Origin of the sequence: uncultured Sphingomonas sp., from assembly GCF_946477935.1 — a bacterium.
Taxonomy (GTDB): Bacteria; Pseudomonadota; Alphaproteobacteria; order Sphingomonadales; family Sphingomonadaceae; genus Sphingomonas.
The window spans coordinates 14211-27108 of record NZ_CAMLAC010000005.1 but is presented as its reverse complement, the minus strand read 5'-3'; the positions used below and the strand labels follow the sequence as shown (position 1 = coordinate 27108).

General features: G+C 67.3%; 12 protein-coding genes. 3 read left to right on the top strand and 9 right to left on the bottom strand.

What is annotated here, in order from left to right; genetic code table 11:
- Positions 1-3 precede the first annotated feature (3 nt).
- From Q0U08_RS01375 to Q0U08_RS01340, 8 genes are all read right to left on the bottom strand, one after another.
- A complete protein-coding gene (locus Q0U08_RS01375) occupies positions 4-450 on the bottom strand; it encodes a MaoC family dehydratase (protein WP_298089284.1) in 447 nt (148 codons plus the stop codon).
- 14 nt (positions 451-464) lie between these two features.
- The gene (locus Q0U08_RS01370) at positions 465-1751 is read right to left on the bottom strand and encodes an ectonucleotide pyrophosphatase/phosphodiesterase (protein ID WP_298089283.1); all 1287 of its coding nucleotides are present in this window, start codon (positions 1749-1751) and stop codon (positions 465-467) included.
- A 268-nt stretch (positions 1752-2019) separates the two neighbouring features.
- A complete protein-coding gene (ychF, locus tag Q0U08_RS01365; protein WP_298089281.1) occupies positions 2020-3120 on the bottom strand; it encodes a redox-regulated ATPase YchF in 1101 nt (366 codons plus the stop codon).
- A 64-nt stretch (positions 3121-3184) separates the two neighbouring features.
- Positions 3185-3376 (bottom strand): hypothetical protein, encoded by a 192-nt coding sequence (locus tag Q0U08_RS01360; protein WP_298089280.1) that lies wholly within the window; start codon positions 3374-3376, stop codon positions 3185-3187.
- Positions 3377-3521: 145 nt separating this feature from the next.
- On the bottom strand, positions 3522-4136 hold the full coding sequence (locus Q0U08_RS01355; RefSeq protein ID WP_298089279.1) for a TIGR02466 family protein: 615 nt from the start codon (positions 4134-4136) through the stop codon (positions 3522-3524).
- The gene (gene pth, locus Q0U08_RS01350) at positions 4133-4702 is read right to left on the bottom strand and encodes an aminoacyl-tRNA hydrolase (protein ID WP_298089278.1); all 570 of its coding nucleotides are present in this window, start codon (positions 4700-4702) and stop codon (positions 4133-4135) included. Before pth ends, Q0U08_RS01355 begins: the two co-directional genes overlap by 4 nt.
- A gap of 257 nt (positions 4703-4959) precedes the next feature.
- Positions 4960-5583 (bottom strand): 50S ribosomal protein L25/general stress protein Ctc, encoded by a 624-nt coding sequence (locus Q0U08_RS01345; protein WP_298089276.1) that lies wholly within the window; start codon positions 5581-5583, stop codon positions 4960-4962.
- A gap of 112 nt (positions 5584-5695) precedes the next feature.
- Positions 5696-6598 carry a TraB/GumN family protein gene (locus Q0U08_RS01340; RefSeq protein ID WP_298089275.1) on the bottom strand — a complete coding sequence of 301 codons (903 nt, stop codon included), beginning with the start codon at positions 6596-6598 and terminating at the stop codon, positions 5696-5698.
- A gap of 129 nt (positions 6599-6727) precedes the next feature.
- On the opposite strand from Q0U08_RS01340, the gene Q0U08_RS01335 reads away from it, so the two are divergent.
- The 3 genes from Q0U08_RS01335 to ppdK are packed head-to-tail and all read left to right on the top strand — an operon-like array spanning position 6728 to position 12280.
- Positions 6728-7567 carry a glycine--tRNA ligase subunit alpha gene (locus Q0U08_RS01335; RefSeq protein WP_298089274.1) on the top strand — a complete coding sequence of 280 codons (840 nt, stop codon included), beginning with the start codon at positions 6728-6730 and terminating at the stop codon, positions 7565-7567.
- A complete protein-coding gene (gene glyS / locus Q0U08_RS01330; protein ID WP_298089273.1) occupies positions 7564-9576 on the top strand; it encodes a glycine--tRNA ligase subunit beta in 2013 nt (670 codons plus the stop codon). Before Q0U08_RS01335 ends, glyS begins: the two co-directional genes overlap by 4 nt.
- Before the next feature lie 46 nt (positions 9577-9622).
- On the top strand, positions 9623-12280 hold the full coding sequence (gene ppdK, locus Q0U08_RS01325; RefSeq protein ID WP_298089272.1) for a pyruvate, phosphate dikinase: 2658 nt from the start codon (positions 9623-9625) through the stop codon (positions 12278-12280).
- Positions 12281-12475: 195 nt separating this feature from the next.
- Here ppdK and Q0U08_RS01320 read toward each other — a convergent pair whose 3' ends face one another.
- A complete protein-coding gene (locus tag Q0U08_RS01320; RefSeq protein WP_298089271.1) occupies positions 12476-12859 on the bottom strand; it encodes a hypothetical protein in 384 nt (127 codons plus the stop codon).
- Positions 12860-12898 lie beyond the last annotated feature (39 nt).

Sequence of the window (12898 nt, the reverse complement as noted above, 5' to 3'; positions counted from 1 at the left end):
CGGTCAGGCGGGACGACGGGCGATCATGACGTTGGAGATGCAGGTCAGCACGGCGGCATCATCCTGATTGAACACGGTGACCCGCGTCTTGAGCAGCCCGATGGTCGAGCGGCTTTCCGAGGCGCGGGCGGCCAGCACCTCGCTTTCGCAGCGTAGCGTGTCGCCCGGATAGACAGGCTTCAGCCAGCGAAGCTCGTCCAGACCCGGTGAACCAAGGCCGGCCTGGCGATGCGCGCGGCCATGTTCGACGATCATCGCCATCATCATCGCGCAGCTATGCCAGCCGCTGGCGGCCAGCCGGCCGAAATGGGTGCGTGCGGCCGCCTCGTCGGACAGGTGGAAGGGCTGGGGATCGTATTTCTCGGCAAAGGCGATCACCTCGTCGCGCGTGACCGGGTAATGGCCGAAGCCGGCACGGTCGCCGACCGTGATATCCTCGAAATACTGCATCCGTCCCCTCCTGCTTATCGACGCAGCACCTTCTGGAACGGCGCATCCGTTCCGTCGAGCCCCTGGCCCGCAGGCAGGCCGATCAGGTCGCGCAGCATGGGGGCAACGGCCGTGTTGTCGAAGGGGGGCAGGCGGCGGCCGGGGGTGAAGGCGGGACCGTTGGCGATGAACAGGGCCGCCATGTCGGGATCAGCAGGGTCATAGCCGTGCGTGCCGCCGCTCGATGCGCGGTCGGGCGCCTTGGCGCTGATCGTCCAGCCGGTTTCGGCCAGGCAAAGGAAGGGCGGGATGCGGCGATTGCGGCCATAGCGGAAGCGGGCGGGCAGCGCCTCCTTTCGCCAGCACTGCATGTGCGGGTGCTTTGCCAGCAGGCGTGCGGCGAACGCGGCCTCATGGCCGGGTTGCGGCGTGAAGGTGGCATAGGGGCCGCTGTCGTTGAGGACATAGTCGGCTGGATCGAGCAGCGTATCGAGCGCGATCGTGCGCGTGCTGCTGGTCGCGGCCATGCCGTGATCCGCAACGATGACGAGGTTGGCGGGCTGGTTCAGGCGACCGAGACCCTCGACCAGTCGGCCGATCGCCTGATCGACCGCCGCGATTGCCTGCGTGGTCTCCGGCGCGTCGGGGCCATTATGGTGGCCGGCGGTGTCGACCTCGTCGAAATAGAGGGTCACCAGACGGGGGCGGGTTTCGGCCGGACGGCGGAGCCAGTCGATCACCGCATCGACCCGCTGGTGGTCGCTCACCTGCTGGTTGAACTGCTGCCAGTCGGCGGGGCGCGTACCGCCGGTGATGCGGTGCGGCCATGCTTGCGCGGCGGTGCCGCCCCACGCGACGTTGGAGCCGGGCCAGAACATGGTGGCGGTGCGGATGCCGGCCTTTTCGGCAGTCACCCAGATCGGCTCGGCGGCGTTCCACCAGAAGGGATCGTCCGAGGCCATGGTGAAGGGCTCGGTCGGCCGGGCGGGATCGGTGAAGCTGTTGGCGACGATGCCGTGGCGGTCGGGCACCAGGCCGGTGACCAGTGTCCAGTGATTGGGAAAGGTCTTGGAGGGGAAGGATGGACGCATCGCCGCCGACACGCCGCCGGTCGCCAGGGCGGAGAGGTGGGGGGTGACGCCGCGGTTCAGATAGTCCGGGCGGAAGCCGTCAATCGAGACGAGGATGGTGACCGGGCTGCGCTGTTCGAGCGTTGCCGGGGGCGAGGCCGGTTGCGTGACGGACGCCAGGGCAGGCGGGTGTGCGGGGTAGGCGCAGGCGCCGAGGGCGAGAGTGGCAAGAAGGGTGAGGATTTTCCGCATGATGGCGTGAGCGACTAGCGGGGATTTGTGACAGGCGGAAGCAGGGGTTGCCGGGCAGCGTTGCGTTGCTGGGCGGCCCCTCACCCTCCCACCGCCTCGCGGCAGTGGGCCCCTCCAGCATCAGGTCGTCCATGCCCCCGGCATGGACTAAACAGCGCGGGGCGCTGTTTACCTGATGCTCCCCGGAGGGGAGAGGGGGTTAGACAGAGCAGCAGATGCAATGGGTACGCCAGCGCCTCTCTCCCTGGACGGGGAGGGCTTGAAGCGATCAGACGTTGAAGCGGAAGAGCATCACGTCGCCGTCATGGACGACATAGTCCTTGCCTTCCTGGCGCAGCTTGCCGGCGTCGCGGGCACCGGCCTCGCCCTTGCAGGCGACATAGTCGTCATAGGCGATGGTTTCGGCGCGGATGAACCCGCGTTCGAAATCGGTGTGGATCTCGCCCGCTGCCTGTGGGGCCCTGGCACCGGCATGAACGGTCCAGGCGCGCGCCTCCTTGGGGCCGACGGTGAAGAAGGTGAGAAGCTGGAGCAGCGTGTAGCCGGCGCGGATGACGCGGGCGAGGCCGGTTTCGGCCAGCCCCAGCTCGCTCAGGAACTCGGGGCGGTCCTCGGCCGGCATCGTCGCGATATCCGCCTCGATCGCGGCGGACACGACCACGGCCTGCGCGCCCTCCGCCGCCGCCTTGGCGAAGACCGCCTGCGAATGGGCGTTGCCGTTCGCCGCGTTCGCTTCCTCGACATTGCAGACATACAGGACGGGCTTGGCGGTCAGCAACTGCGCCTGGGCGAAGACGCGCTCCTCCTCGGCATCCTTGGGCTGGGTCAGGCGCGCGGGCTTGCCGTCGCGCAGCAACTCCAGTGCCTGACCGAGCACAGCGGCGCCGATCTTGGCCTCCTTGTCGCCCTGCTGCCCCTTCTTGACGAGGTTGGGGACACGCTTTTCCAGGCTTTCGAGATCGGCGAGCATCAACTCGGTCTCGACCGTTTCGGCATCGGCGATGGGATCGACCTTGCCCTCGACATGGGTGACGTCGCCGTCTTCGAAACAGCGCAGGACGTGGACGATCGCGTCCACCTCGCGGATGTTGCCGAGGAACTGGTTGCCGAGACCTTCACCCTTGGACGCGCCACGGACAAGCCCGGCGATGTCGACAAAGGCGAGCTGCGTTTCGATGATCTTGGCCGAACCGGCGATCCCGGCCAGCGTGTAGAGGCGCGGATCGGGCACGGCGACGTTGCCGACGTTCGGCTCGATCGTGCAGAAGGGATAGTTGGCGGCCTGCGCGGCGGCCGTCTCGGTGAGCGCGTTGAAGAGGGTGGACTTGCCGACATTCGGCAGGCCCACGATGCCGCAGCGGAAACCCATGCGTCGTTCCTGTGGAGAGAGGCGAAAGCGCCGCTCTAGCGACGTGGGCGCCGCACCTCAATGCTTAGCCGGACAGGCTCATCACCGCAGCATAACCGAGCAGCATCACGCCGAGGGCCGCAGAGAAGCCCATCAGCACGTAACCGACATATTGCAGCATCCGCGGATTGGCGCGGCGGGCCTTGGCATTGCGAGTCGCGCCCGACAGGACGACACTTGCGAGCATTCCATAGGTGAAAACAACGGCTTCCAGCATGTCGTGCGATTTCTCTGCGCTGATCTGCGCAGCAGGGCGCCGCGCGTGGCGCCCGTTAATCATGTCGGCTACTAACGAGACGAGTATGCCGCGACAAAACGTGCCGAAACAGCGCCAGGATGACGGAACCTTTTCGCCTGCGTAACTACCTGTAGTTGAAACTGACGCTGATCCGGTCACCCTTCGCGCCATTGGGAACAACCTCGTGACGCAGCCAGCTTTCCCAGAGCAGCACGGTGCCGGGTTCGGGTTGCGCGGTGGCGAAGGTGGCGAGGTCGCCGGGCGCATCGGGGCGGCGGGGCGGCGCGGCCATCAGCATCGGCAGGCGCGGGTCTTCCAGTTTCAGTGCCCCGGCGCCCGGCGGCATCGCCACATAGAGCGTGCCGGAGACGACGCTGTGCGGATGGATATGCGCCGAGTGATGGCCACCCGGCTTCAGGACGTTGACCCACAGGCTGTCCAGCTTCAGCTTGCGACCGCCGAGATCGAACGCGCATTCCTGCGCGAATGCCGCGACGTGGCGATCGAGCTTCTTCTTCAGGTCCGCAAAGACCGGATCGCGGATCGGAAGATCGTTGAGCGAGGCATAGCTGGTATAGCCGCGATAGCCATGTTCCTTCGACCAGCGCCGTCCGGCCCGGTCCTCCTCGGCAAGCGCGAGGCAGCTATCCTTCAGTTCCGTCATCAGATCGGCATCGTCGATCCGGCCCTGGTAGAGCAGCGAGGCGAACAGGCGGCGTACCGTTGCGGAATCGCTCATTGGCCCATCCTGAGGGCAACGTCGTTCATGAAACGGGTGTCGTCGCCATCCGCGAGCCAGCCGGCCTCCGCGGAGACGGCGCCGAGCAGATCGGACAGCGGCTCGATTTCGGTCTTCGCGTAGTTGCCGAGGACATAGCCGGTCACCCGGTCCTTGTGGCCCGGATGGCCGATACCGAGGCGGACGCGGCGGAAATCGGGGCCGAGATGCTGGTCGATCGAGCGCAGGCCGTTATGCCCCGCGGTACCGCCGCCGGTCTTTACCTTGACCTTGAAGGGGGCGAGATCGAGTTCGTCGTGGAAGACGGTGAGCGCGCCGGTGTCGAGCTTGTAGAAGCGCAGCGCCTCGCCGACCGCGCGGCCGCTTTCGTTCATGAAGGTGGCGGGCTTCAGCAGCAGCACCTTGTGCGTGCCGATGCGGCCTTCCTGCGTCCAGCCCTGAAACTGCTTCTTCACCGCGCCGAAGCCATGGATCTCGGCCATCGCGTCCAGCATCATGAAGCCGATATTGTGCCGGTGCATCGCATATTGCGGCCCCGGATTGCCGAGTCCGACCCAGATTTGCACGCTGCGATCTCCTTGGTTGGCGGGTGGTTTAGATGATCGTGCATGAGGCCTGCATCACATCCGTTCGGCCTGAGCGAAGTCGAAGGCCATGCGCCGGTGGCTGTGCTTCGACTACGCTCAGCACGAACGGAGGGGGGAATGGATCGAACTCAACCGAGCTGGCTTTGGACCAGCCCACCCCATAACGAAAAGGGGGCAGGGGCGTTGCCGCCACCTGCCCCCCATCCGACCGATCCCCAGGAGGGGACCCGCGACGATCAGCCCTCGGCGGTCTCGTCGCCGGCCGCACCGGCCTCGACGTCGGCGGCCACGTCGGCAGCGGTCGGGACGGTCGGCGGCACGATCGTGGCGATCGCGAAGTCACGATCCTCGATCGCCGGCTGCGCGCCCTTGGGCAGCGTCACGTCGGAGATGTGGATCGAGTCGCCGATCTCGCGACCCTTGAGCGAGATGGTCAGCTCCGCCGGGATATTGGCGGCGTCGACGACCAGCTCGACCTCGTGACGGGTGATGTTGAGCACACCGCCCTGCTTCAGACCGCGCGACTCTTCCTCGTCGGTGAACACGACCGGCACCGCGACGGTGACGGTCGAATGCTCGCCGATGCGCAGGAAGTCGACGTGCAGCGGACGATCGGTGACCGGGTGGAACGCAACGTCCTTGGGCAGCGTGCGCTCGCCGTTCAGCATCACGACCGAGTTGAAGAAGTGACCGGTCATGAGGGCCTTGACCAGTTCCTTCTCCTCGAGATGGATGCCGGCAGGCTCCTTGTTCTGGCCGTAGATCACGGCGGGGACGCGGCCTTCACGGCGCAGCGAACGGGAGGCTCCCTTGCCAGCCCGGTCACGCGTCTCGGCTGCGAGCGTAATGGTGTCGCTCATGCGATATGCTCCGAAAACGAATGGATGTGCTTTTTCCGCCCACGCCTCCAGGGATGACCATGGCCGGAAGCCGGCGCGCATAGCCGAAACCCTGCGCGCTGGCAATGTCGGCTCAATAGGCGACGCGCTGCGCCTTCACGCCGGCCTTGGCCAGTTGCGCCTGCACACTGTCCGGACCGGCAAGATGCCCGGCGCCGACCGCGACGAAGACGGTGCCGGGCTTTGCCATGCGCTGTGCAATCCACTTCGCCCAGCGGGCGTTGCGGTCGGTCAGGAGCACCTTCGCGACCTCGGGCGAGTCCTTCAGGCTTTCATTCATTTCCCTGGCGAGCGCCTCCGGGTCGCCATGCGACCAGTTATCGACCATCGTCGCCATCGTCTTGCCCGCTTCCGGCAGTTCGTCGACGGTGGAGACCAGGAACTGCATCTGGGCCGGCTGTGACAGGCCGTTGAAATAGCCGATCTGCTGTTCGGCGGTTTCCAGCCCGATCACCGGCTTGTTCGCGCTCTTGGCGGCGGTGGCCAGCACGGTTTCCGGGCCGTTCGACGCGTCATAGCCCAGCTTCTGGATCGGCATCAGCGACAGGCTGACCGCGGCGAGCCAGGGCTTCATCCTGTCGAACGCGGCGGGGGGCAGGCCCGCTTCGGTCATCGCCTTCAGATAGGCGGGGCGCTTGGCCTCGGGCAGTTGCTCGGTCAGGGTCGGGCCGGTCGGGTTGATGCCGGTCGTGGCGACGATCTGCTGCATGGCGGCCGGGTCCGGCTGCACCATTTCCAGCACCAGTTCGCCGGACGTGTCGAACGCGGTCTTCACCGCCTCGTCAAACCAGGACAGGCCGGGCTTCAGCACATGGATGGTGCCGAACAGGTACACGGTGGTGTCCTCGTCCTTCACCACCCACAGCGCCGGATCGGCATCGTTCGGCGCCTGTGCGGGCTTGGACTGGGCGCAGGCGGGAAGCGCAAGGCTGAGGGCCAGCGTGGCCAGCACGGCGCGGAACGAACGGAGTAGCAAAGGGGGATCTCCTCGGGTGGATCGCGGCGCCCTACCTAGCCCGTCCGCGCGCCCGGTGCCACTCGCTTGACCCTGCTGGACCCATCCGCCAAAGCCGCAGCCGTGACCCAGCCTCTATCCTTTCAGCGCATGATCCTTACGCTCCATGACTATTGGAGCGATCGCGGATGCGTGATCCTGCAACCCTATGACATGGAGATGGGGGCCGGCACCTTTCACCCCGCCACCACGCTACGCGCGCTGGGGTCGGACGCGTGGAACGCCGCCTTCGTCCAGCCCTGTCGCCGGCCGACCGATGGCCGCTATGGCGAGAACCCCAACCGGCTGCAGCATTACTACCAGTATCAGGTGATCCTGAAGCCGAGCCCGGCCGACCTGCAGGACCTGTATCTGGGTTCGCTGGCCGCGATCGGGGTGGACATGGCCCGTCACGACATCCGCTTCGTCGAGGACGATTGGGAAAGCCCGACGCTGGGCGCCTGGGGACTGGGCTGGGAGGTCTGGTGCGACGGCATGGAGGTGACGCAGTTCACCTATTTCCAGCAGATGGGCGGTTTCGACATGAAGCCCGTCGCGGGCGAGCTGACCTATGGGCTGGAGCGGCTGGCGATGTACATCCAGGACGTCGACAATGTGTACGACCTTCGCTTCAACGATGCGGGCGTGACCTATGGCGACGTCTTCCTGGAGAACGAGCGCCAGATGAGCACGTGGAACTTCGAGGTGGCGGATACCGACACGCTGTTCGATGCGTTCCGCAAGGCCGCCGCCGAGTGCGAGAACAGCCTGGCGCGTGGCCTGCCGATCCCGGCTTATGAACAGGCGATCAAGGCCAGCCACACCTTCAACCTGCTCCAGGCGCGCGGCGTGATCTCGGTGGCGGAGCGTCAGGCCTATATCGGGCGCGTCCGCGATCTGGCGAAGGGCGCGTGCGGCGCATGGATGGAGAAGAACGGGTGGGCGGCATGAGCGACTTTCTTCTGGAAATCCGCTCCGAGGAAATTCCCGCCCGCATGCAGGCCAAGGCGCGTGAGGATCTCGCCCGCCTGTTCGCCGCCGAGTTGGCAAAGGCCGGGCTGACCGCCGGGCAGGTGATCACCTATGCCACCCCGCGCCGTCTCGCGCTGATCGCGCGGGGATTGCCCGCAGCGACGCAGGCGGTGTCGGAGGAAGTAAAGGGGCCGCGGGCCTCCGCACCGCCCCAGGCGCTGGAGGGCTTCCTGCGCAAGACCGGACTGGCCCGCGAGCAACTGGTCGAGCGGGACGGTGTGCTGTTCGCTGTTACCGAAAAGCCCGGTCGCGCGACGGCGGAGGTGCTGACCGAGGCGATCCCCGCGATCATCCGCGCGTTTCCGTGGCCCAAGTCGATGCGCTGGGGCGATGCGTCGCGCTCCACCGAGAGCCTGCGCTGGGTGCGGCCGCTGCACGGGATCGTCGCGCTGTTCGGCGGCGCGGTCGTGCCCGTCGAGATCGCCGGCATCGCCAGCGGTGCCGGGACGCGGGGGCACCGCTTCCATGCGCCCGCCGCGATCACGCTTACCGGCGCGGATACCTATGTCGAGCAGCTCCGCGCCGTGCACGTGCTGGTCGATCAGGATGAGCGCGCCGCGCTGATCCGCACCCGCGGCGCCGCGCTGGCGCAGGAGGCCGGGCTGGAACTGGTCGAGGACGAGGGGCTGGTGGCGGAGAATGCCGGCCTGACCGAATGGCCGGTGCCGCTGCTCGGCCGCTTCGACGAAGCCTTTCTCGACGTGCCGCCCGAGGTGATCCAGCTTACCGCGCGGGTGAACCAGAAATATTTCGTGTGTCGCGACGGCGCGGGCAAGCTGGCCAACGCCTTTGTCTGCACCGCCAATATCGAGGCGAGCGATGGCGGCGCGAAGATCGTGGAGGGCAACCGCAAGGTGCTTGCTGCGCGCCTGTCGGATGCACGCTTCTTCTTCGAGACCGACCTGAAGACGCCGTTGGAAGAGCAGGCGGCCAAGCTGGAGAAGATCGTCTTCCACGAAAAGCTCGGCACCGTCGCCGACAAGGTGGAACGGGTGGCGACGCTTGCGGCCTGGCTGGCGAGCGAGGGGATCGTCCCCGATTGCGACCCGGCGCTGGCCGAGCGCGCGGCGCGGCTGGCCAAGGCGGACCTCGTTACCGGCATGGTCGGCGAGTTCCCCGAGTTGCAGGGGCTGATGGGCGGTTACTACGCCGCCGCGCAAGGCGAGGACGCGCGCGTCGCCGAGGCGGTGCGCGACCATTACAAGCCGGTCGGGCAGGGGGATGACGTACCGACCGCGCCGGTGACGGTGGCTGTCAGCATGGCGGACAAGCTGGACAGCATCACCGGCTTTTTCGGCGCGGACCTGAAGCCCAGCGGCTCCAAGGACCCCTTCGCGCTGCGTCGCTCGGCGCTGGGCGTGATTGCGCTGATCCTCGACAACCGTCTCCGTTTCCCGCTGGCGCGTGCGGTCAGTGCCGACGTACTCGACTTCTTCGCCGACCGCCTGAAGGTCCAGCAGCGCGAGGCAGGCGTCCGTCATGACCTGATCGATGCGGTGTTCGCGCTGGGGGGCGAGGACGATTTGGTCCGGCTGCTCGCCCGGGTCCGCGCGCTTCAGGCGTTTGTCGGGACCGAGGACGGGGCGAACCTGCTCGCCGGGTACAAGCGCGCGGCCAACATTCTGAAGAAGGAAGGCGTGACGGGCGTCGAGGCGACCGCCTTGTCCTACGCACCCGAACAGGCCGAGGCCGACCTGATCGCCGCGCTCGATGCGGCCGAGCCGCGGGCGAGCGAGGCGGTGGCGCGAGAGGATTTCGAGGCGGCGATGGCCGCCCTTGCGAGCCTGCGCGCGCCGATCGATGCGTTCTTCGAGGCCGTGAAGGTCAACGACGCCGATCCCGCCAAGCGGGCGGCTCGCCTGAACCTGCTGGCGCGGGTGCGTGCTGCGGTGCACAACGTGGCCGACTTCTCGCGAATTGAAGGCTGATACGCCCCCTCTTGGGCGACCACGACAACGAAACAGAGGAAAGACAATGACCTACGTCTACAGGTTCGGCGGCGGTGTTTCGGATGGCGGCAAGGGGGACAAGAACCTGCTGGGCGGCAAGGGCGCGAACCTGGCCGAGATGGCGTCGATCGGGCTGCCGGTGCCGCCGGGATTCACCATTTCGACGGAGATGTGCACGCGCTATTACGAGGATGGTGAGCAGTTCCCGCAGACGCTGCGTGACGAGGTCGCGGAGGGGATCGCGCATATCGAGGCGGTGACGGAGAAGCGCTTCGGCGATCCGACGAACCCGCTGCTGGTATCGGTGCGCTCGGGGGCGCGGGTGTCGATGCCGGGGATGATGGACACCGTGCTGAACCTGGGGCTGAACGACGAGACGGTCGAGGGGCTGGCGAAGGCGGCGGACGACGAGCGGTTCGCGTGGGACAGCTATCGCCGCTTCATCCAGATGTATGCCGATGTCGTGCTGGAGCTGGATCACGGCGCGTTCGAGGAAGCGCTGGAGATCGCCAAGGAAGACAACGGCTTCACCCTCGACACCGAGATGAGTGCGGCCGACTGGAAGACATTGGTCGCCCAGTACAAGGCGCTGGTCGAGGAGCAGTGGGGCAAGCCGTTCCCGCAGGACGTGCATGACCAGTTGTGGGGCGCGGTCGGCGCGGTGTTCGGATCGTGGCAGTCGGAGCGCGCGAAGGTCTATCGCCGTCTGAACGACATTCCCGCCAACTGGGGCACCGCGGTCAACGTGCAGGCGATGGTGTTCGGCAATATGGGCGACACCTCGGCCACGGGCGTGGCGTTCACGCGCGACCCGTCGAAGGGCGACCGCGCCTATTATGGCGAGTTCCTGATCAACGCGCAGGGCGAGGACGTGGTGGCGGGCATCCGCACGCCGCAATATCTGACCAAGGCGGCACGCGAGGAAGCCGGCGCCAAGCCCGCATCGATGGAAGAGGCGATGCCGGAGGTCTACGGCGAGCTGGCCGCGGTGTTCGACCAGCTCGAGAACCATTACCGCGACATGCAGGACATCGAGTTCACGGTCGAACAGGCCAAGCTGTGGATGCTCCAGACCCGTTCGGGCAAGCGCACCGCCAAAGCCGCGCTGAAGATCGCGGTGGACATGGCGAACGAGGGGCTGATCACCCGCGAGGAGGCGATCCTGCGCGTCGATCCCGCCGCGCTCGACCAGTTGCTCCACCCGACCCTTGACCCCGAGGCGAAGCGCGACGTGCTGACCAAGGGCCTGCCCGCCAGCCCGGGCGCCGCATCGGGCAAGGTCGTGTTCGACGCCGACACCGCCGAGAAGCGCGCGGCGGCGGGCGAGGCGGTGATCCTGGTCCGGGTCGAGACCAGCCCCGAGGACATTCACGGCATGCATGCCGCCAAGGGCATCCTGACCGCGCGGGGCGGCATGACCAGCCACGCGGCGGTCGTCGCGCGCGGCATGGGGCGGCCTTGCGTGTCCGGTGCCGGATCGCTGGCGATCTCGGCCAAGGACAAGGTGTTGCGCTGCGCGGGGCGTGAGGTGCGCGAAGGCGACACGCTGACCATCGACGGCGCCAGCGGCGAGGTAATGGTGGGCGAGGTCGCCACCGTGCAGCCGGAGCTGGCGGGCGATTTCGGCACGCTGATGGAATGGGCCGACGAGGTCCGTCGCCTGAAGGTGCGCGCCAACGCGGAAACGCCGCTCGACTGCAAGACCGCGCGCGAGTTCGGCGCGGAGGGCGTCGGGCTGTGCCGGACCGAGCACATGTTCTTCGAGGGTAGCCGCATCACCGCGGTGCGGCAGATGATCCTGGCATCGGACGAGAAGGGGCGTCGCGCCGCGCTCGACCGGCTGCTGCCCGAACAGCGTAGCGATTTCACCGCGATCTTCGAGGTGATGGCGGGCCTGCCGGTCACCGTCCGCCTGCTCGATCCGCCGCTGCACGAGTTCCTGCCGCATGAGGAAGCCGAGTTCGCCGAGGTGGCGCAGGCGGCCGGGCTGGACGTGGACACGCTGAAGCGCCGCGCGAACGAACTGCATGAATTCAATCCGATGCTGGGGCATCGCGGGTGTCGGCTGGGCGTGACCTACCCGGAAATCTACGAGATGCAGGCGCGGGCGATTTTCGAGGCGGCGATCGACGTGGCCGAGAAGTCGGGAGAGGCACCGATTCCGGAGGTGATGATCCCGCTGGTCGCTACGCGGCGGGAACTGGAGTTGATGAAGGCCGTGGTCGACAAGGCGGCCAAGCTGGTCTTTGCCGAGCGGGGGCGCGAGGTAGACTATCTGGTCGGCACGATGATCGAGCTGCCGCGCGCCGCGCTGAAGGCGGGCGAGATCGCCGAGGTTGGCGAGTTCTTCTCGTTCGGCACCAACGACCTGACGCAGACGACGCTGGGCGTGAGCCGTGATGACGCGGCGCGCTTCCTGGGCGCCTATGTCGAGCAGGGCATCTACGCCAAGGACCCGTTCGTCAGCCTGGACGTGGAGGGCGTGGGCGAGCTGGTCAGCCTGGCCGCCGAGCGTGGTCGTGCGACGCGGGGCGACATCAAGCTGGGGATCTGCGGCGAGCATGGCGGCGATCCGGCGTCGATCGCATTCTGCGAGCAGGTGGGGCTCGATTATGTGTCGGCCAGTCCGTACCGGGTGCCGATCGCGCGGCTGGCGGCGGCGCAGGCGGCGTTGAAGCGGTAGGGATACAATTCCCTCTCTCCATCGGGGAGAGGGAAGGGGCCCGCTGCCGCCAGGCAGTGGGAAGGGTGAGGGGCAGACCAGCAGTGCTGCGCTGCTTGGCGTCCCCTCACCTTCCCATCGCTGCACGATGGGGCCCTTCCTCTCCCCGGAGGGGAGAGGAATAGAACGGCCATTTCCTTTCCAACGGGAGAGGGGTCAGCGCCGCGTCCGGTCGCCGAAATCGAACCAGCCGCGGCGTTCGCCGCCGAAGGCCGGGCGGGCGGCGGTGGCGGCGATCGGGCGTGAGGCGACCGGCGCGGTCGAGAGGGGGGCGCCCGTTATCGGCGTGGCGGGTGCCGCCGTTGCCACCGGGGTCGCCTGGGCGAGCCGGCTATTTTCGCGTTCCAGTTCCGCGATGCGCGCATTGGCGGTGCTCAGCCGCGTGTCATGCTCGTTGCGTACCGTCGCGTGCGCGTCGCGCTCGGCGGTGTAGCGTTCGCGCCATTTGCGACCGCCGGGATGGCTGGCCAGGCCGAGCAGCCAGCCGCCGACGAAGAGCAGTGCCAGCACCGCGAATTGCGTGGGTGTCGAGAACAGCATCGCGAACCTCCTGTTACGGAGGGTCAACGACCTGAAGCC